Below are 22748 nucleotides of genomic sequence, written 5' to 3'. Positions count from 1 at the left end.
TAAGTTAAAGAGCAAAAGCTCTAATAAAGTTCGATACATGTAAGCTGCAATTAAGTAGAATGCGTGCGTTCCATAGCCGGACTACGACTTTTGTCGTAGTGGCGTGGTGTGGCGATATGACAACAAATAAGTAACACGTAGGACGGATCTTCTATGAATTATTTCCTTACAGGTGGCACCGGTTTCATCGGTCGTTTTTTGGTAGAAAAGCTGTTAGCCCGTGGCGGTACGGTGCATGTTCTGGTGAGGGAACAATCCCGGGGCAAGCTGGACGATCTCCGCGAGCGTCTGGGTGTGGACGATAGCCGGATCAAAGCGGTTGTTGGCGATTTGACCAGCAACAGTTTAGGTATCGATAGCGCTGCCATGGATGCCTTGGAAGGAAAGATTGATCACTTCTTCCATCTCGCCGCTGTTTACGACATGGGCGCAGACGAAGAAGCTCAGGCTGCCACTAATATTGAAGGCACCCGCGCGGCCGTGCAGGCGGCCGAAGCGATGGGTGCTAAGCGCTTCCATCACGTATCGTCCATTGCGGCTGCGGGTCTTTTCAAAGGCACCTTCCGGGAGGATATGTTCGAGGAAGCGGAAAAGCTTGATCACCCTTATCTGCGCACCAAGCATGAATCCGAAAAAGTGGTGCGTGAAGAGTGCAAAGTTCCGTTCCGCATTTACCGCCCGGGTATGGTAATTGGCCATTCCAAAACAGGTGAAATGGATAAGATTGACGGGCCTTACTACTTCTTCAAGATGATTCAGAAGATCCGTCATGCCTTGCCTCAGTGGGTCCCGACCATTGGTCTGGAAGGCGGCCGACTGAACATCGTTCCGGTGGACTTCGTGGTTAATGCCATGGATCACATTGCGCATCTGGACGGTGAAGACGGCAACTGCTTCCACTTGGTGGATTCGGATCCTTACAAAGTCGGTGAGGTTCTTAATATCTTCTCCGAAGCTGGCCATGCACCGCGCATGGGTATGCGCATCGATTCCCGGATGTTCGGCTTTATCCCCCCGTTCATTCGTCAGAGTGTGAAAAACTTGCCGCCGGTAAAACGCATCACTGGCGCGCTTTTGGATGATTTGGGCATTCCGGCTTCTGTGATGTCCTTCATTAATTATCCGACCCGCTTTGATACCCGTGAGCTTGAGCGTGTTCTTAAAGGCACTGACATTGAAGTTCCGCGCCTGCCCAGCTATGCAGCCGTGATCTGGGATTTCTGGGAGCGTAACCTCGATCCCGATCTGTTCAAAGACCGTACCCTAAAGGGCACGGTTGAAGGTAAAGTTTGCGTGGTGACCGGTGCAACGTCGGGTATCGGTCTGGCAACGGCTGAGAAGCTCGCCGAAGCTGGCGCGATTCTGGTTATTGGTGCCCGAACCAAAGAAACGTTAGACGAAGTAGCGGCACAGCTTGAGGCTAATGGCGGCAATGTTCACGCGTACCAGTGTGACTTTTCTGACATGGAAGACTGCGACCGTTTCGTAAAAACAGTTCTGGATAATCATGGGCACGTGGACGTGCTGGTGAACAATGCTGGTCGTTCCATTCGCCGCTCTTTGTCGCTGGCGTTTGACCGTTTCCACGATTTCGAGCGCACCATGCAGTTGAACTACTTCGGCTCTGTCCGTTTGATCATGGGCTTTGCGCCAACCATGTTGGAGCGTCGTCGTGGTCACGTGGTGAATATTTCATCCATTGGTGTGCTGACGAACGCGCCTCGTTTCTCGGCGTATGTGGCCTCCAAGTCGGCACTGGATGCGTTCAGCCGTTGTGCGGCAGCGGAGTGGTCAGATCGTAACGTGACGTTTACAACCATCAACATGCCGTTGGTGAAAACGCCGATGATTGCCCCGACCAAAATCTATGATTCCGTTCCGACTCTGACACCGGAAGAAGCGGCAGACATGGTGGCTGATGCCATTGTGCACCGTCCGAAGCGCATTGCGACTCGTTTGGGTGTGTTTGCTTCGGTACTGCACTCGCTGGCACCGAAGGTGGGTGAAATCGTAATGAACACCGGTTATCGGATGTTCCCGGATTCAGCCTCGGCTGCGGGCACCAAGACAACCGAAAAACCGAAAGTGTCTACAGAACAGGTTGCGTTCGCAGCCATCATGCGAGGCATTCACTGGTAAGGTGGATGGCTGTGCAACAAAAAACCCGCCTTGTGCGGGTTTTTTGTTGCCACTAATAATGTCTTTTACAATTACTCGTCGCTGCTTGGCACCGGTGGTGGCGGAAAGCCACCCAGTTCCTGCCAGCGATTCACAATGCCGCAAAACAGGTCGGCAGTTTTTTCGGCATCGTAAGCGGCGGAGTGCGCTTCTTTGTTATCAAACGGAATTCCGGCCAGTTTGCACGCTTGGGCCAGAACGGTATGGCCGTAAGCCAGCCCTGCCAGGGTGGCGGTATCAAACGTCGAAAACGGATGGAAGGGGTTGCGTTTGATGTCGGCGCGCATGGCAGCGGCGAAGACAAAATTGTGGTCGAAGGTGGCGTTATGGCCCACCAATACGGCTCGTTTGCAGTCAAAAGCTTTTACTGCTTTGCGGATCGGCGAGAAGATTTCGCTCATGCCTTCGCGCTCAGGAACCGCTTCGCGCTCGGGGTCCCACGGGTCGATGCCGGTGAAGTCCAAGGCGGACTGCTCGAGGTTGGCGCCTTCGAACGGGTCGATTTGCTGAAGATGGGTTTCGCCACGGTGTAGTTTGCCGTCTTCATCCATGGTCAGCATGACAGCGGCGATTTCCAGCAGGGCGTCTCTTTCCGGATTGAAGCCGGCAGTTTCGACGTCCACCACGACGGGCAGGAAGCCCCGGAAACGCTGGGACATAGGGTGAAGCGGTTTGTTTTCGTCAGACACGCGAACTCCAATGTTCGTGTTGTAAATTAATAGATGCTCAGGCCATACGCCAGTGAACGGTTTCACCAGCTTTCAGCGGTACGATGGTTCCGTCTGCCAGTGGCAGTTGTTCGGGCATGGTCCATGGGTCACGCACCAATGTAATGGTGTCCGTGTTCCTTGGTAAGCCGTAGAAGTCCGCACCGTTAAAGCTGGCAAAGGCTTCCAGCTTATCGAGAATTCCCAGCTCTTCAAAGATTTCCGCATACAAGCCGATAGCGCCGTAGGCAGAGTAGCAACCGGCACAGCCGCAGGCAGCTTCCTTTTTGTCTCGGGCATGGGGCGCAGAGTCGGTGCCTAAGAAGAATCTTGGATCGCCACTGGCCACCGCTTCCCGCAGGGCTTCCTGGTGCTTGTTGCGCTTGAGAATGGGCAAACAGTATAAATGCGGGCGAATGCCTCCGACCAGCATGTGGTTGCGGTTGTACATCAGGTGCTGCGGCGTCAGTGTTGCGGCCAGGTTGTCACCGGTATGGCGGCGTACAAATTCCGCAGAGTCCGCGGTTGTGATGTGTTCCAGTACCACTTTCAGGGTCGGGAAGGCTTGGAGTGTAGGTGCCAGTACACGTTCCAAAAATACCTTTTCTCGGTCGAAAATGTCGATATCCGCATCGGTCACTTCGCCGTGTACCAGTAACAACATGCCACATTCGGCCATGGCTTCCAGTACGGGGTAAATGTTGCGGATATCAGTCACGCCCGATGCGGAATTAGTCGTTGCGCCAGCAGGGTAGAGCTTCGCCGCCACTACGCCCGCAGCTTTGGCTTCGCGGATGGTTTCCGGCGTTGTGCTCTCGGTAAGGTAGAGCACCATCAAAGGTTCAAAGTTTGTGCCTTTTGCCGCTGCCAGAATCCGTTCCCGATACGCGGTAGCGGCTGCCGCATCGGTTACCGGTGGTACCAGATTCGGCATGATAATGGCGCGGCCGAAACATGCGGCAGTCGCGGGTACAACACTGTTCAGTACATCGCCATCGCGGACGTGCAAATGCCAGTCGTCCGGGCGTGTGATGGTCAGTTGTTTGCTCATGAGATATTCGCCAGGCAGCTCTGAAAATTTGGCGAATTATATCAGAAGGTCGCCTCGAATGTTTTCGATCTGAATGTGTTTCCGGAGCTCAAGTATTGTTTAAGCTGGCCGATAGCTAATAAGCAACTGAGTTTACGTGCGTCGGGGCGTTTCTATGATGAAGTTTAAACGTAAGTCTACAAAAGAAGGGGGCACTGCTGTTGCCGGTGTGCTTCTGTTGTGGACGTTTGCTTCCTCGACGGTGGCGTCCAGTTATGGCGCAGGTATCGAAAACAGCCGTTGGTACCTTTCCGAATCGGTCTTTGAGTGCTCGTTGGTGCAGGAAGTGCCGGGGTTCGGGCGAGCGGTCTTTAGTCATCGTGCAGGAGAAGATCTCGCGTTCTATCTTGAGTCCACGGTCGCCCTGATGGAGCCGGGCAGGGCGCAGCTCGTGGTGGAAGCACCGGTATGGCGACCTGGCGTAGCACCCAGGCCCGTGGGTGCGGTTACTGTGTCGGATGACAAGCGCGTTGTCAGTGTCGGTGCCAGAGAAGCGAGCATCATGGCTCAGGGGCTGCTGAAGGGCATGCAGCCAACGCTTACCCGGGCATCGCGCTATGATCAAGGTCCGGTGCGAATCTCACTTTCGAATGTGAATTTTTCAGCGCCCTATGCGGGATACATGCAGTGTGTTTCGGGTTTGTTGCCGGTGAACTATGACCAGATTCGTCGCTCCCGAGTCCCCTTCGCCAGTGGTGGCGCTGTACTTTCAGAAGCAGATCAAACGTTGTTGGATAACATCGTAACTTACGTGATGGCCGATTCCACCATTGAGCGTATTTTGATCGACGGCCACTCGGACAGCGTGGGGAGCAGAATAGACAACCGCGCCCTGTCAGAAGAGCGAGCGAAGGTGGTGGCGGAATATTTAAAAGCTCAAGGCCTTGATGAAGAGTTACTGATTGTTCGCAGTCACGGCGATCAGTTTCCGGTATCACGCCGCCACCGGGATAACCGCAGGGTCACGATTCGCTTGCAGCGGCAGGGAGAGCGCCCTGAGTTTCAGCAAGCAAGTGGAAACGGAGACACCTTCTCTGGTTGAGTCGCCAGCTGCTTAATAAACCGCGTCCAATACCTCTAGGTGAGCAACCACGCTTTCACCGAGAGCCCTCAGATGATAGCCGCCTTCCAGCGTCGAGATTACTCGATCGTTGGCATGATCGTGGGCGACATTCACGATCATTTCGGTCAGCCAGCGATAATCCTCTGTTTCCAGATTTGTTTCCGCCATCGGGTCTAGCCTGTGGCCGTCGAAGCCTGCCGACACAAGCACCAGCTGTGGACGGAAATCCTGAAGCTTTTTCAGCCAAGCCGATTCAACCCGTTTGCGATACTCGGCGGAAGAGCAATTTGCTTCGATGGGTGCATTGATGATGTTGTCGGGCTGGCGGTGCACATGGCTGTGTGGGTACAGCGGATGCTGGAAGCTTGAACACATCATAATACGTTCGTCACCGCTGACGATATCCACGGTTCCATTCCCTTGGTGCACATCAAAGTCGATGATGGCAACCCGCTCCAATTGATGAAAATTCAGCGCCCTTAATGCAGCCAACGCAATGTTGTTATAGAAACAAAAACCCATGGATTTTGTGCGTTCGGCATGATGCCCCGGTGGTCTTGCACAAACAAAGGCGTTGGTTACCTGGCTGCTCATGACCATATCAACGGCTTGCACGTTCCCGCCGGCAGCCAATCTGGCCGCACGCAAGGTGTCGGGCATCAGCGAGGTGTCCGGATCGGTAAACACCCGGCCCCGAGTGGGTGCCATTAAATCGAGTTGCTGCAGGTAAGACTCGGGGTGGACCATCAGCAACTGGTCCCGGGTGATTTCTTCGGGCCGCACCCAATCGAGGTTTTGCTGCAGTTCTGTGTCAGCAATGTGCGCCAGAATGCTTGCAATACGTTCCGGGCTTTCCGGATGTTCCGGGCCCATGTTGTGTTTCAGGCAATCATCGTGGGAAAAGAATGCGGTGGTCATGCTGAGAGTCTAAGCCTGAGTCCGGTTGCTAGTCTCATCATGTTAACAAGGATATTGGTGTGATGGGGGCTACTTTCGTCTAATAAAAGCGGGATGACAGGCCGGATCGACGATTTACATCAGCAAATACCGATCTAAGATAAGGTATACATTGATAAGTAACCTGTTTTGCTGAGATTCTTATTCTACGTAGCCACTGCTTGGATCAGGGAGAGTTCTCTTGAGTACCCGTTATCTGGAAAGTTTGTTCAATCCTGAGTCCATTGCAGTCATTGGTGCCTCCGAGCGCTCGGACAACCTGGGCGGTATGGTTTTGCGGAACATGCTGGGGGGCGGTTTTCCGGGGCGCATGGTGGTGGTGAACCAGAACGACTATGACAATGTTCATGGTGTTCCCTGCGTTGCCAAGGTGTCCCAGCTGGATTTCACTCCCGACCTCGCGATTGTGTGTACTCCGCCCAACACAGTTCCCAAAATGATTCGGAAACTGGGCGAAAGTGGCGTAAGAACGGCGATCGTAATGACCGGCGGTATGTCTCGTACCCACAGTAAAACCGGCCAGCCATTGATGTACTCCGTGCGCGATGCAGCGAGAGAAACCGGCATACGCGTATTGGGGCCAAACACCATTGGTCTGATGGTGCCGGCCCGGCATCTGAACGCGACCTATGCGCACATGGGGGCGATTCCCGGGCGTGTGGCGTTTATCGGTCAATCGGGCACCATAGCCAGTTCGGTGCTGGACTGGGCGTTTGCTCGGGGGGTGGGCTTCTCCTATTTCCTGACTCTGGGCGACGGCATGGATATCGATCATGATGACTTGATTGATTATCTCGCTCAGGACAGCCAGACCCGGGCCATTCTGTTGCATATTGAAAGTATTCCCAATCCTAGCCGGTTTATGTCTGCGGTTCGGGTCGCTTCCCGCACGAAACCGGTCATTGCGGTTAAATCCGGACGCGTGCCCGAATCGGAATGGATACCTCACGATCTTCCCGCCGGAGTCTGCCACAGCGACCCTATATACGACGCTATGCTGCAGCGTGGCGGTGTGCTGCGGGTGGATGGATTAGGGCAGATGTTTGATGCTTTGGAAACCCTGACCCGTATGAGGCCGTTGCGGCGGGAATCCTTGGCTATTATCGCGAATGGCGTGGGTCCCGGTGTGCTGGCGGTAGACCGGTTATCTCACCTTGGGGGTGAGTTGGCGGAGCTGTCGGATACAACCATCGAAGAGCTGGGAAAACTATTGCCTCCCTATTGGACGCGCAAAAACCCCATCGACTTGAACTACGACGCGTCGCCCGAGCTTTATGGTAAAGCCGTCAAAATATTAGCCAAAGACCCGAACATTGCGAACGTTCTGGTGATGTATGCACCGACTTTGGTTCAAGACAGTCTCCAGATTGCCGATGCCGTTGTACAGGCATCGAAAGGCACCCGGTTGAATATTCTCACCTGTTGGCTGGGGCAGAGTACCGTGATGGACTCTCGTGAAGAGTTTTACCGGGCCGGCTTACCGTCATTCTTCAATCCGGAAAAAGCCGTTAACGCGTTCATGCAGCATGTGAAGCATCAGCGGGTACAGCGGCTTTTGAGTGAAACGCCCGAGTCGTTCACTGATCATTTTGCCGATCGGGCAAACACCCGTTCTCTGGTCGCCAAAGCACTTCGTGATGGCCGCAAGCATTTGTCCAGCCGTGAAGCACGGCAGGTGATCCGGGATTACGGCATAAACGCCATCGAAACCGTTTATTGTGACGATGTAGAAGAAGTGCTGGAGATGTTTGCGGTCGAACGCCGGCCAATTGACCTGACCATTGTGCATGAGCAAGTCTGTTACCCGTTTCTGGAGCTGACCCCTACGCAGCGCCGCTATAAAGGCACGATCAAAAATCTGAATAGCGAACAGGCGATTATCGATGGTTGTCGGTTCCTGGTTGACGAGTACAAGAAGCATTTTCCCGATAGTGGCTTCTTGGGCTTTGGTATGCAGCACTCCTACCAGCATATCGGTGGCATTGAGTTCAGTGTGGGTATCACGCGGGACGAGGTGTTCGGTCCTTTGGTGGTTTGTGGTGCTGCGGGTGCCCAGATCAACATCACAACCGACCGCCAGATTGCCCTGCCGCCGTTGAATATGGTGCTGGCGCGGGAATTGCTGCGCCGGACCTATATGTACAAGCTACTGAAAGAGCACAGTTTGCGGCCCCAGGAAGACATACGGGCGGTGTCCGAAACACTGGTGAAACTATCGCAAATCGTCATCGATATACCCGAAATTCGCGGCTTGGAAATCTCACCACTGTTGTTCAACGATCAGGGTGCGATTGCCGTCAGTATTGCCGTCGATCTGGATGAAAAACCCAGCCGGCCGATTATTCAGGCCTATCCGAGAGAGCTTGAAGAATGGATTGTGCTGCCCAAGTCCGGGAAGCGAGTCATCATTCGTCCGGTTTTGGCGCAAGATGAGCCGGCGCATCGCGCGTTCCACGAATACCAATCGCCGGAATCGATTCGCTACCGATTCTTCCAGTATCGCAAGCATTTTTCGCGTGAAGACGTTGCCCAGATGGTGCAAATCGATTACGACCGGGAGATGGTGTTCATTGCTAATGCCAAAAAAGAAGACGGTGATGGAGAGGAAACACTCGGCACGGTGCGAGTATGGACGGATGCCGATAATCTTCGCAGCGAGTTTGCGGTCATGGTTGATGATCGAATGAAGGGCGAAGGCTTGGGTGTTGCTTTGATGCAGAAAATGATCGAATACTGCCGGAGCCGGGGAACCATGGAAATGGTCGGCGATGTGCTGCCCGAAAACCGCCCGATGCTGCAGTTGGCGGAACAGCTTGGGTTTGACATCAGGTTCAACCCGGTGGAAGAGGTGATGGACCTCAGGCTGGTATTGAACGAGCCAGAAAAAGACTGGCAGAAAGAACGGCTGAAGAAGCGCGGGGGTTAACCCCCGCGGATTTCAGGTGCTTATTGCTTAGTCTTCGACAATAGCGGACCTGTCTTCGCCACCAAGGGCTTCCAAGAGCCCGGGAATCATGCGTGACAGCTCCAGCGTCATGATGGTAAAGGCCGCATCGAACTTGGCCACGGCATCGTCTACATCGACATCGTCCAGTTGCTCCTGCAGCGTCTCACCAAACTTCAACCGGCGAATACCCAGTTCTTCATCCAGCACTAAGTGCACGTTGTTGTCCCAGGTTACCGCCAGCTTGGTTACCTGCATGCCGGTTTCCAGATGATTGCGGATTTCGTCGGCCTTCAGGTCCAGGCCCTTGCAGCGAACAACACCGCCGTCTTCGGATGGGTCTTTCAGTTCGCATTCGTTGCCCAGTTCAATGGTGGCCGGAAGGTCGATGGTTTCGGTCAGCCAGCCGGTAAAGGTAAACGCTGGCGCCTGCTCAACCACGGGCGGGCGCACGGGCAACGAACCCAGAGTTTTTCGTAGCGTAGAGGCCAGATCTTCCGCTTGCTTGGCGGAACCAGCGTCTACCACTAGAACACCGTCTTTCGGTGCCAAGTAGGCGTAACACCGACGATTGCGGGAAAAGGCCTGTGGCAGCATTTCCAGCATGACCTGTTCTTTGATTTCGTCTTTTTCTTTACGGCGAACTTTCCGGCTTTGTTCCAGCTCTATGGCTTCAGCACGCTCTTCTACGGCTTCTTTAACCACAGGTCCGGGTAGGATCTTTTCTTCTTTGCGTAGCGCAATCAGATGATAGCCGTTGGCGCTGTGCACCAGCAGTTCGCCGTGCTTACCGAGTGGCGGAACCCAACCCTGGCGCATGGTTTCTTGCGGGCCGCAGGGCTTGAACGCATCGGCTTGCAGTTTCTCTTCGAGATCTTCAGCCGTAATGTCGAAGGGTTTGGTAAAGCGAAAAACTCGGGCGTTGCGAAACCACATGGGGTTTATGTCCTTGCTAATTGTTTGGGGCGTTTCGGAAAAGGGGGAGGATGATACGGCTACCCGCAGGCAGCCGTAAAGTTACCAGTAGGGCATGTTCAGATTTGAAGAATCTCGACTACGACCGTTTTTATCACAAAGCCGATAACACCGGTCCCAAGAACCGCAAACAACGCAATGGTGCCAAATTTGCCCGCTTGTGATTTTTTGGCAAGATCCCAGACAATGAATCCCATCCAGCCAATAAGACCCGTCACCAGAACCGCCATGGCGATCTGGGAAAATAGTGCTTCGTTCATGTTTACTCCGATATCAACAGAAATGTACGAGTGCGAGAGATTGATCAGTTCTGTTCATCGCGCAAGAAAACCCAGTTGTTTTTATCGGATTGTTCTTCACTGAAGTAATAACCATCCAGGTCAAAGCCTTTGAGGCTTTCGGCTTGTGTGATGCGGTTTTGGATGGCGTAGCGACACATCAAGCCGCGCGCTTTCTTGGCATAAAAACTGATGATCTTGTATTTGCCGTTCTTGAAGTCTTTAAACTGAGGCGTGATCAACTGGCCTTGCAGATTCTTTTTCTGAATGCTCTTGAAGTATTCATTGGATGCGAGATTCACGAGTACCTGATCGTCTTTCTCCAGCAGGAGGTTCAAGGCTGATGTTAGCTTGTCCCCCCAGAACGCATAAAGATCTTTGCCGCGCTGGTTCTCGAACTTGGTACCCATTTCCAGGCGATACGGCTGCATCAGGTCCAGCGGTTTGAGCAAACCATAGAGGCCCGACAGTATGCGTAAGTGCTTTTGGGCGAAGATGAAGTCGTCTTGGCTGAAGCTTTCGGCATCCAGACCTGTGTAAACGTCACCTTTAAAAGCCAGGACGGCTTGGCGTGCGTTCTCGGGCGTAAAGGGAGTGTGCCAGTTGCGGAAGCGGTCGGCGTTCAGTTGGCCCAGTTTATCGCTGATGCTCATCAGGTTGCTGACCTGATGGGGTTCCAGTTCTTTCAGTTGATCAATCAGTTCACACGCATCGTCCAGATAGTCCGGTTCAGAGTAGGTTTCTGTGGCCAGAGGACTCTCGTAATCCAGAGTTTTAGCGGGGGAGATGATCATCAACATGCTAGCGGATCCTTTATTGCAAAAACGTGAGTAGCTGGGCTTGGGTAAAGGGCCAGCCAAGTTCGGTGCCGGTGTCTTGCCGGCGCAGAACCGGAATGCGGGTACCGTACCGTTCAACCAACGCTTCGGACTGGGCGATATCCACCACATCCACGGGAATGGGCTCCGGCATCGGGGTATTCACCAAGAGTGCTTCGGCCAATTCACACAGGTGGCAGTTGGATGTGGTGTAGAAGATCAGTTCCATTAGTTCTTTGGCTGCGCGTCAATTTGCTGGCCGGTGACACCTTCGCTGTCTTTCCCCATCAAGTAGAGATAAACAGGCATAAGCTGTTCCGGATCTGGGTTTTTCTTCGGGTCTTCCGCAGGGTACGCGAGCACGCGCATTCCTGTGCGGGTCGCGCCCGGGTTCAGGCTGTTGACGCGAATGTTGTTGCGCTCGTCGTCCAGCTCGTCGGCCAATAATTGGGAAAGCCCTTCTACGGCGAACTTCGATACCGCATAGGCACCCCAGTAGGCGCGTGCCTGGCGGCCGACACCGGAAGAAGTGAAGATCATGGAGGCCGCATCCGACTGCCTGAGCAGTGGAATCATGGCCCGACTAAGCATGAAGGGAGCAGTGGCGTTCACCTGCATGACCTTGTTCCAGGTTTCCGGGTCATACAGCTCTACCGGGCTCCGCGCGCCCAGAATGCCAGCGTTATGGAGCAGGCCGTCAAGGCGTCCGAAGTTTTCTTCGATGGTCATGGCCAGCTCTTCGTAGTCCTTCATGGCTGCGCCTTCGAAATTCATCGGCACGAGCGCAGGTTGTGGGTGCCCGGCGGCTTCGATTTCATCGTACACTTCTTCCAGTCTGGATAGCGTGCGCCCCACCAGAATGACGGTGGCACCATGAGCCGCGTAGGTTTTTGCGGCCGTTCGGCCTATGCCGCTACCAGCTCCGGTAACCATGATAATACGGTCTTTTAGAAGATCGGCGGGTGCCTGGTAATCATGCATAACCTGTCTCCGATATCTGGCCAATTCCGGCCACATACTGGCCGGTCAATGAAATAATTTGAGCGCTATTGTAACAGCTTTGCCAGGTCGCTGACGGTGTCGGCGATGGCATCGGCTTGCCACAGATCAACGGTTTCCGGTTCTTCAATGTAGCCGTACTTTACCGCAATGGTGTACATGCCTGCGTTACGACCGGCTTCGATGTCACGTACATGGTCGCCCACGTAAATAGCGTGTTCGGGCACTGCATCAATTTCTTTGCAAGCCAGAAACATGGGTTCCGGGTGGGGTTTTCGCTCGGTTACGTGATCCGGGCAAATCAGAGTGGCGCAACGTTCCTGCAAACCGAGGGCTTCAATCAAAGGTGCCGCGAATCGCACTGGCTTATTGGTGACGATGCCCCAGGGGATGTCTCTGGCTTCGAGTTCCAGCAGCAGATCATTCATGCCCTCGAACAGTGTGGTTTCCACGGCCACTCCCGCTTCGTAGAGGTCCAGGAAGGCAGTGTGCTTATCCAGGTAGCCTTCGTGCTCTGGTTCCAGGTTAAAACCGAGGCGCACCATGGCCCGGGCACCGTTGGAGACCGATCGGCGAATATACTCGGCTGGCAGTGGCTCCAGATCGTGTTGTTGGCGCAATTGATTGAGGCATCGGATGAAGTCCGGCGCGGTGTCAATCAGTGTGCCGTCCAGATCAAACAGTACAGCCGAGGGTTTCTGTTTAATCTTCACGGATATCCTTGGCATGCATCAGGTAATTGACGTCTACATCACGGCCAAGCTTGTAACTTTTGGTGATGGGATTGTAGGTCATACCGGTGAGTTCGCGGATGTCCAGACCAGCCTGACGCAGATAATCCGACATCTCCGAAGGACGGATGAATTTTTTCCATTCATGGGTGCCCTTGGGCAGCATGTTCATGATGTATTCGGCGCCCACAATGGCGAAAAGGAACGACTTGGGGTTCCTGTTAATGGTAGACACAAATAAGTGACCACCCGGCCGCAACATGGCGGCACAGGATTTAATCACCGACGCAGGGTTGGGGACGTGCTCAAGCATTTCCAGGCAGGTTACTGCATCGTATTGGCCTGCATGGTCCGGGTCTTTGGCCAGATCTTCGATGGTGGTCTGGCGGTAGTCGACTTTTACTCCGGATTCCAGACCGTGCAGTTTGGCCACCTGCAGGGGCGCTTCACCCATGTCGATTCCGGTCACGTGGGCACCGCGCAGTGCCATGCCTTCGGATAACAAGCCGCCGCCGCACCCTACGTCCAGCACGCGTTTTCCGGCTAGGGAAACCCGTTCGTCAATGAAGTTCAGACGCAGAGGGTTTATATCATGCAGTGGCTTGAATTCACTGGTCGGATCCCACCAGCGACTGGCGAGCGCCTCAAACTTGGCAATCTCGTTCTGATCTACGTTTTCGTTGCTCATGCTTGCCCCTGAGAAAAATTAACTGAGAATATGTCGTTGCCAATCGCGAACCCGCAACATCAGGTCCGGGACATCAATTCGGGTTAAACGGCCGTCCTGCAATTGAGGTACGCCATGAATCCAGCTATGACTAACGGCCCGGCCATGGTTGCTGTAAACCAGATGCGAGGCGGGGTCGTAAACGGGCTGAATGAACGGGTCGCTGAGATCGACTGCGATCAAGTCAGCCAGCTTGCCGGCAACCAGGGAGCCAAGCTCCTGATCCCGGCCAAGGGCACGGGCACCGTTCAGGGTGGCCATTTCCAACGCCTTGTGGGCTGAAAGGGACGTGGCATCACCGGCAACGGCCTTTGCTAGCATCGCTGCTGTTTTGAGTTCACCAAAGAGATCCAGATCGTTGTTGCTGGCCGCACCATCGGTACCGATGGTGACGTTCAGGCCATGATCTATCAACGTTTGAACCGGGCACAGACCGCTGGCGAGCTTTAGGTTCGACTCGGGGCAGTGAACAATGTGGCCGCCGGTTTTCGCCAGTAGATCCAGATCGACTTCATTTAACTGAGTCATGTGCACATATTGGCTGTTGGTGCCTAATACGCCCAGGTCCGCCATGCGCTCGGTCGGCCGTTTGCCTGTCAGCTTTAAAGCTTCCTCTACTTCAAATGCCGTTTCGTGCAGGTGGATCTGAATCGCAGCATCGGTTTGCTCCGATAATGCCACAGCCGCTGTTAAGGGGCCGTCTGAAACGGTATAGGGTGCATGGGGGCCGATGGCGGGCATGATGAAGTCATCTCCGCGCCACTGTGCAATCAGGTCAGCGCCTTTCGCCAGATACTCGTCCGGGCCAGAACCCCACATGGTGGGCATATCCATTAGCGGGAAGCACACCTGGGCGCGCATGCCGGTGTCGTGAGCGGCTTGGGCTGTCGCTTCCGGGAAGAAATACATATCGGAGAAGGTGGTGGTGCCAGTGCGCAGCATTTCCGCCATCGCCAATCGGCTGCCATCCTGTACAAATTGCTCACACACGAATCGCCCCTCGGCGGGCCAGATGTGTTCGTTAAGCCAAGTCATAAGTGGCAGATCATCAGCCATGCCACGGAATAACGACATGGCAGTGTGACCATGAAGATTGATTAAGCCGGGGAGAACAACGTGATTTGGAAGATCAATGGTCTCTCGTGTGCGAAACTTTTGGTCTGCGTCCGCTTGGGGAAGCACAGCTGTAATCCGGCTGCCTTGGAGTATGACGGCCTGATGGTCGAGTACAGCGCCAAAAGGTTCGATCGGGATCAGCCAGCGGGCGTTGATCCGGGTATCGGCTGCGATGATGGTGTTTGCCGTCATTAACCTGCCTTGGAGGGTCGGGGGCACAGAGTCTGTATGCCGGGAAATTCAACTGGGAAGTATAGCGAGCCACCACCTGCAGAACTACCCCGCTTGTCGTGCCAATGAAGGTATAAACCTGCAAGTAACGCGCTATACTGCGCTTTTTTTCGCGTGCAATCGGAGCAGATGATGGCAAATTCCTCAGACCAACGATCTTTGGGTACACAACCGGTGCGCTGGCACGGCGACAGCTTGGAACTTCTGGATCAACGGTTGTTGCCTACCGAGGAGCACTGGATTACGGCAGAAGGGGCATCGGCGGTTGCCCAGTGCATTACCGATATGGTGGTTCGTGGCGCGCCGGCAATCGGTATCAGTGCTGCTTATGGCGTCGCCTTGGCTGCGCGTCATGCCGGTGGCAGCGAAAACTGGCAGGTTGAAGTGAGACAGTCGATTGAGCAGTTAGCGAAATCGCGGCCGACAGCGGTGAATCTGTTCTGGGCACTGCAACGGATGGAAAAAGTGTTTCTGGCTTGCTCTGAGCTGGATGAGGCCGTTGAACGTCTGGCCGCTGAAGCAGTTTTGATTCATAAGGAAGATATCGCCGCCAACTTGGCCATGGCAGACCATGCGCTTGATGTGATGAGCCCGCAGCAAGCGATTGGGGTGTTGACCCACTGCAATACAGGCGCGCTGGCTACGGGGGGATACGGCACAGCCCTTGGCGTAATTCGGCGACTGCACGAGCGCAACCTGCTAAAGAAAGTGTATGCGGATGAAACCCGGCCTTGGCTTCAGGGCAGCCGCCTGACGGCCTGGGAGCTAAGTCGTGACGAGATTCCTGTGACGTTGAATGCCGATGGCGCTGCCGCTGCCATTCTGGCCAGCGGCAAGGTGAATTGGGTCGTTGTTGGCGCGGATCGGATTACCGCCAATGGAGACGTGGCGAACAAAATCGGTACCTATAGTCTGGCGGTATTGGCCCGGCATCATAATGTCGGGTTTATGGTCGTCGCGCCTTCCAGCACGGTGGATATGACGTTGCTAGAGGGTGCTCAGATTCCGATCGAAGAGCGCGAAGGCACAGAGATTCGGGAAATTCGCGGGATTCCGCTGGCCCCTGCCGGTGTCGAGGTGTTCAATCCGGTCTTTGATGTGACACCGGCCAACCTGATTGACGCGATCGTGACCGAAAAAGGGGCTGTGCTGAAACCGGATCTTGCCGGCATGAAAGCGTTATTTGCCTGAAGAAGGCTCTGAGTCTTCGGGGTTGCGGGGCTGAAAGCCGGCTTTCAGTTCCGCCATTTCCATTTCTTGCTGCTCGATGAAGTGCATCGACATTTCAAAGCTGTTGCGGGTGAACTCCAATACCTTCTTGAAGCCCTCGTCCGACAGGTTTCGTGCGTTGTCATGTCGGCGGAAGATGTTGATGAACTCCCGCTCACGCTCAAACTGCAACGGAATCCGGCCAATGCCCCAGTCGTTCAGGATCTGCCAAACCTCTGGGTTGTAGTTCCGCGTGGTGCGCATGATGAAGGGGATCGGGTCGTTTCTGGCAATCAGCGCCGCAAACCGTAGGATCAGCTCAAAGGACAGGGTTGCTGTGCCGTTCTCAATGGCTTCCAGCAAGGATTTGTCTTTCAGGTTGAGCGCTTCGCTCATTTCTGAAAGCGTGAGGCCAGCTACTTCCCGTATGTCTTTTAGCGATTGGCCCGTGGCCAGCATGGCCCTGAGCTGGTCCTGGGAATTGACCAGTACCCGGCCTACTTTGAGTGATGTGTCGGTTGCACGGGCGCCGAGTTTGAGGGCAGAGCCAGTAAAGCCGACGATACGGTCCAGAATCCGGTCGGAGGATTTGGTGCGGGCATCGGGAGTCGGCGCCATGCTCTCCGCTTCCTCCATGGATCGCATGGCGTGTAATGCATCGAGCAGCATGCTCTGGAATACCTGAGCTTTTTTGAGGTTCTCTCGTTGACCTCCTGAGGGTGTCTTGTCCGACATGTTTCTATGGAACCTCAGTTTTTACCGCAAATTGTGTGGGCGTAAGAATGGAAGCCATGCGCTGATCCAGTTCGAGCAAGTCAGCCATGATGTGGCCGCCCTCACGAATCACGAAGTCCAGTTCGTCGTCGCCATTGTCGGGATCAGCGACTTGCGCATCTTGCCAGTCTTCCAAGTCTTCCAGTGTTTCGAAGGGCGCTTCACCGCGAAGCTCCCGGCGAGCGTTGGCGATGGTTAGGCGCGTGCTTTCGATCTGGTTGTGGTGTGCTGTCCGTTCGTCGAGATTGAGACTGACGTAGTCAATCTGGCGCTGCTGGTTCAGGAAATCGATTTCCTTTTGCAGCAGGCTGAACTCCGGGTTGGTGTTGAAGCGATCATCGTGCCGAGTGCGAAGTTCATCAATCACGCCGCTGAAGTCGAAATAGCGCGTGTGCGGCACGGCTTCAATCTGGTCCCAGGGCAGAGCGTGGTCGAGGGCATCTTCGCCGATTCTCGATTTATCGATACGGGAAGGGATTTCGATATCTGGAATCACGCCCTTGTGCTGGGTCGAGCCGCCAGACACCCGGTAGAACTTGGATTGGGTGATCTTTAACTGGCCATGGTTAAGGGGGCGTACAGCCTGAACCGTGCCTTTGCCAAAGGTTTGCGAACCCACCACCAAGCCGCGGCCATAGTCTTGTATGGCACCCGCAAAAATTTCGGAAGCGGAGGCGCTCATACGGTTCACCAGAACCACCAGTGGGCCATCATAGCTAACGGTTGGGTCTCTATCGTCCAGGACCTGAACATCGTTGTTGGCGTTGCGGATTTGTACGGTTGGCCCCTTATCGATAAACAGTCCGACCAGATCGTTGGCCTCGTGCAAGGCACCGCCACCGTTGTTACGCAGGTCCATCACAATGCCGTCAACACCGTCCTGTTTCAGATCGTCTATCAGCTTGCGAACGTCTCGGGTGGTGCTCTTGTAGTTCGGGTCGCCCGCTTGCATGGCTTGGAAATCAGCGTAAAAGGTCGGAATGGTGATCACCCCGATGTTATAGGTGGCACCGCTGCGCTCCAGTTGGATGATGTCTTTGCTGGCGCTTTGTTCTTCCAGCTTTACCTCATCACGGTTGATGGCAATGCTGCGAGTGATGGTTTCATCAGAAGCGTTTGCCGGGATGACCTCCAAAGTCACGACCGAGTTGCGCGGGCCCCGGATAAGGTCAACGACCTCATCAAGACGCCAGCCAATGACGTTCACCGGCTTCTCGTCTTCCTGAGCAACGGAAACAATGCGATCTGCAGGCTGCAGTTGCCCTTGCTTGGATGCAGGGCCACCCGGAACCAGTCGAACGACCTTGGTGTATTCGTTATCGGATTGCAGAACCGCGCCAATGCCTTCCAAGGACAGGCTCATGTTGATGTTGAAGTTCTCCGAGGTGCGCGGAGAGAAGTACGATGTGTGCGGGTCCCACATGCCGGTAAAAGCGTTCATGTAGGCCTGAAATGCGTCTTCGCTACGGGCTTGATAGGCGCGCTTGAGCTGGCCTTCATAGCGACGCAACAAGGTTTCTTCAATGGCTTCGTCGTCGGCGCCATTGAGGCGCTGAGCCAAAACGGCATTTTTGATGCGTTTGATCCAGAGCTTATCCAAGGCTGCTTTATTGGCTTCCCATGGAGCTTCTGAGCGATCAACCCGGATTTTTTCGTTGGTGCTGAAATCCAGTTCGGAGACACCGGCGCTGATGACCTCTTTGGCAAACTTGAGGCGCTCGATCATGCGCTGCTGAACCAGGTTGTAGATGTCGAAGCCGGGTTGCAGTTGTCCGGTTTTTAAGGCCGAGCCAAGGCGACCTTTTACTTGGCTGAGCGCATCGATGTCTTGCTGCGTGAGGTAAACGCGCTGGCTGTCGAGGTAATTGAGGTAGGCGTCAAACACATCGCCAGAGAGCTCATCGCTAATGCCTAAGTCGCGGAAATGAGTGAACTGCAGCTGGCGGGCAATAAGAATGTTGGCCCGAGCTTGATCAATGGTGGGGGAAACCGGTTGATAGCTTGCTGGTTCTTCAATCTTTGCGTGTAGGCCGGACAATCCGGGTACAAGCAAAGCAAGGCCTAACGCGGCACTCAGTCCTGCAACTTTCAATAAGGAGGAGCGGTGGTTACGCGTGACGGCTTTTTCCGCAATGGTCATATAAGCATACCTGGCGATACTGGGTTGTTTTATGCCTGCCGAGTCATCTGACAGTGTTATTTACCCGTGACTAGTTAATTTATTGTAGGCAACTGCAACACCCGTTGCCATAGGCTAGGCACGGAGCTTAGTGACAATATGTCCATATACATTGCAGTATTACGCACTGAGTGCGGGAGTAGATGAGTAAAGCGGAGAGGAGCGACCGGAGGCGGGGCCTCCGGTCGGCAGGAGCAGTTTAAGAGAAGGCTTCGTTTTTCTCTGCCTTTTCCAGAAGCAGTGCAGGCGGCGTGAACCGCTCGCCGTATTGAGTGGTCAATTCCTGCGCGCGCTCAGCGAAATTCCGCACGCCGTATTGGTTGACGAATTGGATGGCACCGCCGGTCCAGGGCGCGTAGCCAATGCCAAAAATGCTACCAATGTTGGCATCTGCCACAGTGCGTAAAACGCCTTCTTCAAGACAGCGAATGGTTTCAATGGCTTGAATGAACAAGATTCGGTCTTTCAGATCCTGCAATTTTACCTCGCGAGCCTTGCCCTGATCGACATACAGGTTCTCAAGTTCCGGCCATAGGTATTTCTTGCCTTGCTCCGGGTACTCATAGAAACCGGCACCGGCTGCTTTGCCTTTGCGGCCGTGGGTATCAACCATGGCATCGACGATGGCTTCAGCCGGATGTGGCTGCCAGGTTCGACCTGCAGCTGCCGCATCTTTCTGGGATTCTGCGCGAACGTGTTGCAACAGGGTTAAGCTCACCTCGTCTGAAATAGTCAGAGGGCCAACCGGCATGCCGGCCAGTAACCCGGCGTTTTCGATGCTGGCCGGGTGGATGCCCTCGGCCAGCATGCCGATGCCTTCATCAACGAACGTACCGAACACTCGAGAGGTGAAGAAGCCGCGGCTGTCGTTAACGACGATGGGCGTTTTGCCGATCTGCTGTACGTAGTCAAACGCACGGGCCAAGGTTTCATCGGAGGTTTTTTCGCCCACAATGATTTCCACCAGTTGCATCTTGTCCACCGGTGAGAAGAAGTGCAGGCCGATAAAATTATCGGGCTTGGCCGAGGCTTCTGCCAACTGGGTGATGGGGATGGTCGAGGTATTGGACGCGAAGATGCCGTTGGCGGCCATTTTAGGTTCGGCTTCTTGTGTGACCTTGGCTTTCAAGTCGCTGTCTTCGAAGACGGCTTCGATGATGAGGTCACAGTTCTCCAGGTCATCTGCTGAGGCTGTCGCGGTGATGCGGCTCAAGATGGCTTCTTTTTCGGCTTCGGTCATCCGGCCACGGCTGACTTTCTTGGCCAGTAGCTTTTCGGAATAGCTTTTACCTTTTTCGGCACTTTCAACCGACACATCTTTCAGTACTACATCGATGCCGCGGGTTGCCGTGGAGTAGGCAATACCCGCGCCCATCATGCCAGCACCCAGAACCCCCACTTTTTTGAACGATTCCTTATCGACGCCCTTGGGACGGCTGCCGCCGGCTTTGATGGCGTTCAGCTGGAACCAGAAGGTGTTCGTCATGTTCTTGGCGACTTGGCCGGTCACCAGTTCGGCGAAATAACGGGTTTCGATCAGGCTGCCGCTGTCGAAGTCCACTTGAGCGCCTTCGACTGCGGCGGCGAGAATTCGCTCTGGCGCAGGGTAGCAGCCTTTGGTTTTCTCTCGCAGCATAGCAGGGGCAATAGAAAGCTTCTGTGCCATTGCCGGGTGACTCGGCGCACCGCCCGGTATTTTGAAGCCTTTTTTGTCCCACGGCTGTTCGCACTTGGGGTTGGCTTCAATAAAGGCTCGTGCTTTGCTGAACAGCTCCTCGGGTGAGCTGGCCAGCTCATCGATAATACCGGCTTTCAGGGCCGCTTTCGGGGCCAGTTTTTTGCCTTCCATGAGCAGCGGGAAAGAGGCTTCCAAGCCGATCATTCGCGGCAGACGCTGAGTGCCGCCACCGCCGGGAAGCAAGCCAAGGCTGACTTCCGGCAAGCCGAGCTGGATGCTGTCGTTGTCCAGAGCTACTCGGTGATGGCAGGCCAGCGCGATTTCCAAGCCGCCACCCAGAGCTGATCCGTTAATGGCTGCAACCACGGGTTTACCGCAGGTTTCCAGAATACGCATGTTGGCTTTCAGGCCATCCACCATGTCTTCAAATTCTTTGGCTTGTTCCCGGGTAACCTGGTGAATTTCGTTCAGATCACCGCCGGCAAAGAAGGTTTTCTTGGCGGACGCGATGATGATGCCTTTGATCTTGTCCAGATCTGCCTGCACCTTGGTGGCCGTTTCTGTCAGAGCCGCCCGGAATTCTCGGTTCATGGTGTTGGCGGACTGGCCCGGCATGTCGATGGTCAGGGTTAGAATCTGGTCTGAACCCAGGTCGTACTTGATACCTGTCATGGTCTGTTCCTTATTTTGAAAGTGGGTTCAAACGCGTTCGATGATAGTGGCAATGCCCATGCCGCCGCCGACACAAAGAGTGGCCAGGCCGTAGCGGAGTTCGCGGCGCTCGAGTTCATCGAGCAGGGTGCCGAGTATCATGGCGCCGGTTGCGCCCAGAGGATGGCCCATGGCGATGGCACCACCGTTTACGTTCACTTTCTCGTCCGGAACGGACAATTCTTTCTGGAAGCGCATCACTACCGAGGCAAAGGCTTCGTTCACTTCAAACAGGTCGATGTCGTCGATGGACAGTCCGGCTTTTTCCAGAGCTTTGCGAGCAGCCGGCGCCGGGCCAGTCAGCATGATGGTGGGGTCGGCACTGGTCACGGCGGTCGCCACGATGCGGGCGCGAGGAGTCAGGCCCAACTCTTTGCCTTTGGCTTCGCTGCCGATCAGGAGTGCTGTTGCGCCATCCACGATGCCCGAGGAGTTACCTGCGTGGTGGACGTGGTTGATTTTCTCAACATAGTGGTATTTTTCACGAGCGACGCTGTCGAAGCCCATCTCACCCATCATCTGGAACGAAGGCTTGAGGCCGGACAGTGACTCCACGGTGGTGTTGCTACGAATGAATTCGTCGTGATCCAGAATTGTAACGCCATTCTGGTCCGTTACCGGCACGATGGACTTGGCGAAGTAACCGTTAGCCCAAGCGTTCGCTGCTTTTTGTTGTGACTGAACGGCAAAGTTATCGACATCTGTCCGGCTGAAACCTTCGAGGGTAGCGATCAGGTCGGCGCCGATGCCCTGTGGCATGAATCCGGTTTCGAGGTTGGTGGCTGGGTCAGTTGCCCAAGCGCCGCCGTCAGAGCCCATGGGTACGCGAGACATGGCTTCAACGCCACCGGCGACCACTAGGTCTTCCCAGCCCGAACGTACTTTCATGGCTGCGAGGTTCACAGCTTCCAGCCCGGACGCGCAGAAGCGGTTTAGCGTAACACCCGCTACCTTCTCGTCCCAGCCAATGGCAAGCGCAGCGGTTTTGGCGATATCAGCACCCTGATCACCTACGGCGGTTACGCAGCCCATCACAATGTCATCAACGTGCGCGGTATCCAGTTGATTGCGCTCCCGAAGGGCTTCAAGGACAGAGCCCAATAGAGTGATGGGTTTGACGCTGTGCAGTGAACCGTCTTTCTTGCCGCGCCCACGTGGGGTGCGGACTGCATCAAAGATATACGCCTCGGTGGACATGCTCGTTCCTCTGTTCGTTGTTTTGTGGGATACGTCAGTTATCTAACCATAGCCGTTATGGTGTGTGGGGAGTAATGACAGCGGCTGCCAATCCAATTGGCCTATTTGCTCAGGAAGAGTGTTGCCGTAAAAACAAAAAAATCCCTGAGCGGGGCCGCTCAGGGATTGGCAGAGGAAATCGAGAGA

At 54.7% G+C, this 22748-nt stretch carries 19 protein-coding genes; 4 read left to right on the top strand and 15 right to left on the bottom strand.

The genetic code is table 11. From position 1 onward, the window contains the following. Positions 1 to 153 precede the first annotated feature (153 nt). Positions 154 to 2139: an SDR family oxidoreductase gene (locus tag DOQ08_RS05620; RefSeq protein WP_114333942.1), complete on the top strand. Its 1986-nt coding sequence runs from the start codon at positions 154 to 156 to the stop codon at positions 2137 to 2139. 71 nt (positions 2140 to 2210) lie between these two features. On the opposite strand, the gene rnt is transcribed toward DOQ08_RS05620, so the two are convergent. Next, entirely contained in the window at positions 2211 to 2867 is a 657-nt protein-coding gene (gene rnt / locus DOQ08_RS05615; RefSeq protein ID WP_114333941.1) for a ribonuclease T, read from the bottom strand. 37 nt (positions 2868 to 2904) lie between these two features. Then, positions 2905 to 3936, bottom strand: coding sequence for a dihydroorotase (gene pyrC / locus DOQ08_RS05610; RefSeq protein ID WP_114333940.1), 1032 nt, complete (start codon positions 3934 to 3936; stop codon positions 2905 to 2907). A gap of 154 nt (positions 3937 to 4090) precedes the next feature. Here pyrC and DOQ08_RS05605 point away from each other — a divergent pair, with 154 nt between their 5' ends. Next, positions 4091 to 5017, top strand: a complete 927-nt coding sequence (locus tag DOQ08_RS05605; protein WP_206074797.1) for a flagellar protein MotY — start codon at positions 4091 to 4093, stop codon at positions 5015 to 5017. A 12-nt stretch (positions 5018 to 5029) separates the two neighbouring features. Here the strand turns inward: DOQ08_RS05605 and DOQ08_RS05600 are convergent, their stop codons facing one another. Then, on the bottom strand, positions 5030 to 5956 hold the full coding sequence (locus DOQ08_RS05600) for a histone deacetylase family protein (protein ID WP_114333939.1): 927 nt from the start codon (positions 5954 to 5956) through the stop codon (positions 5030 to 5032). Positions 5957 to 6176: 220 nt separating this feature from the next. Here DOQ08_RS05600 and DOQ08_RS05595 point away from each other — a divergent pair, with 220 nt between their 5' ends. Next, positions 6177 to 8921, top strand: a complete 2745-nt coding sequence (locus tag DOQ08_RS05595; protein ID WP_114333938.1) for a bifunctional acetate--CoA ligase family protein/GNAT family N-acetyltransferase — start codon at positions 6177 to 6179, stop codon at positions 8919 to 8921. A 27-nt stretch (positions 8922 to 8948) separates the two neighbouring features. On the opposite strand, the gene rdgC is transcribed toward DOQ08_RS05595, so the two are convergent. From rdgC to DOQ08_RS05555, 8 genes are all read right to left on the bottom strand, one after another. Further along, on the bottom strand, positions 8949 to 9875 hold the full coding sequence (gene rdgC / locus DOQ08_RS05590; protein ID WP_114333937.1) for a recombination-associated protein RdgC: 927 nt from the start codon (positions 9873 to 9875) through the stop codon (positions 8949 to 8951). Between the two features lie 98 nt (positions 9876 to 9973). Continuing rightward, positions 9974 to 10174 (bottom strand): DUF2788 domain-containing protein, encoded by a 201-nt coding sequence (locus DOQ08_RS05585; protein WP_114333936.1) that lies wholly within the window; start codon positions 10172 to 10174, stop codon positions 9974 to 9976. Positions 10175 to 10218: 44 nt separating this feature from the next. Next, complete coding sequence (gene yaaA, locus DOQ08_RS05580) at positions 10219 to 10992, bottom strand: peroxide stress protein YaaA (RefSeq protein WP_114333935.1); 774 nt, start codon at positions 10990 to 10992, stop codon at positions 10219 to 10221. Between the two features lie 13 nt (positions 10993 to 11005). After that, positions 11006 to 11239, bottom strand: coding sequence for a glutaredoxin family protein (locus DOQ08_RS05575; protein WP_114333934.1), 234 nt, complete (start codon positions 11237 to 11239; stop codon positions 11006 to 11008). Then, positions 11239 to 11991 (bottom strand): YciK family oxidoreductase, encoded by a 753-nt coding sequence (locus DOQ08_RS05570; protein WP_114333933.1) that lies wholly within the window; start codon positions 11989 to 11991, stop codon positions 11239 to 11241. The genes DOQ08_RS05575 and DOQ08_RS05570 overlap by 1 nt, the downstream gene beginning before the upstream one ends. 65 nt (positions 11992 to 12056) lie before the next feature. Then, entirely contained in the window at positions 12057 to 12737 is a 681-nt protein-coding gene (locus tag DOQ08_RS05565) for an HAD-IA family hydrolase (protein WP_114333932.1), read from the bottom strand. Further along, positions 12712 to 13428 (bottom strand): bifunctional 2-polyprenyl-6-hydroxyphenol methylase/3-demethylubiquinol 3-O-methyltransferase UbiG, encoded by a 717-nt coding sequence (gene ubiG / locus DOQ08_RS05560; protein WP_114333931.1) that lies wholly within the window; start codon positions 13426 to 13428, stop codon positions 12712 to 12714. The genes DOQ08_RS05565 and ubiG overlap by 26 nt, the downstream gene beginning before the upstream one ends. Positions 13429 to 13446: 18 nt before the next feature. Then, entirely contained in the window at positions 13447 to 14775 is a 1329-nt protein-coding gene (locus tag DOQ08_RS05555; protein ID WP_114333930.1) for a TRZ/ATZ family hydrolase, read from the bottom strand. 171 nt (positions 14776 to 14946) lie between these two features. On the opposite strand from DOQ08_RS05555, the gene mtnA reads away from it, so the two are divergent. Further along, a complete protein-coding gene (gene mtnA, locus DOQ08_RS05550; RefSeq protein WP_114333929.1) occupies positions 14947 to 16005 on the top strand; it encodes an S-methyl-5-thioribose-1-phosphate isomerase in 1059 nt (352 codons plus the stop codon). Here the strand turns inward: mtnA and DOQ08_RS05545 are convergent. The 4 genes from DOQ08_RS05545 to DOQ08_RS05530 form a co-directional block, all read right to left on the bottom strand. After that, positions 15994 to 16758, bottom strand: coding sequence for a helix-turn-helix domain-containing protein (locus tag DOQ08_RS05545; RefSeq protein WP_114333928.1), 765 nt, complete (start codon positions 16756 to 16758; stop codon positions 15994 to 15996). The two genes, mtnA and DOQ08_RS05545, sit on opposite strands and share 12 nt — an antisense overlap. A gap of 4 nt (positions 16759 to 16762) precedes the next feature. Continuing rightward, positions 16763 to 18937, bottom strand: a complete 2175-nt coding sequence (locus DOQ08_RS05540) for a carboxy terminal-processing peptidase (RefSeq protein ID WP_114333927.1) — start codon at positions 18935 to 18937, stop codon at positions 16763 to 16765. Between the two features lie 238 nt (positions 18938 to 19175). Further along, entirely contained in the window at positions 19176 to 21326 is a 2151-nt protein-coding gene (locus DOQ08_RS05535; protein WP_114333926.1) for a 3-hydroxyacyl-CoA dehydrogenase NAD-binding domain-containing protein, read from the bottom strand. A 27-nt stretch (positions 21327 to 21353) separates the two neighbouring features. Then, entirely contained in the window at positions 21354 to 22562 is a 1209-nt protein-coding gene (locus tag DOQ08_RS05530) for an acetyl-CoA C-acetyltransferase (protein WP_114333925.1), read from the bottom strand. Between the last annotated feature and the right edge of the window lie 186 nt (positions 22563 to 22748).

This window comes from Marinobacter litoralis (assembly GCF_003336705.1).
GTDB lineage: Bacteria > Pseudomonadota > Gammaproteobacteria > Pseudomonadales > Oleiphilaceae > Marinobacter > Marinobacter litoralis.
Note: the sequence above shows the minus strand (reverse complement) of the source record. Positions and strands in the feature narration are given on the sequence as shown.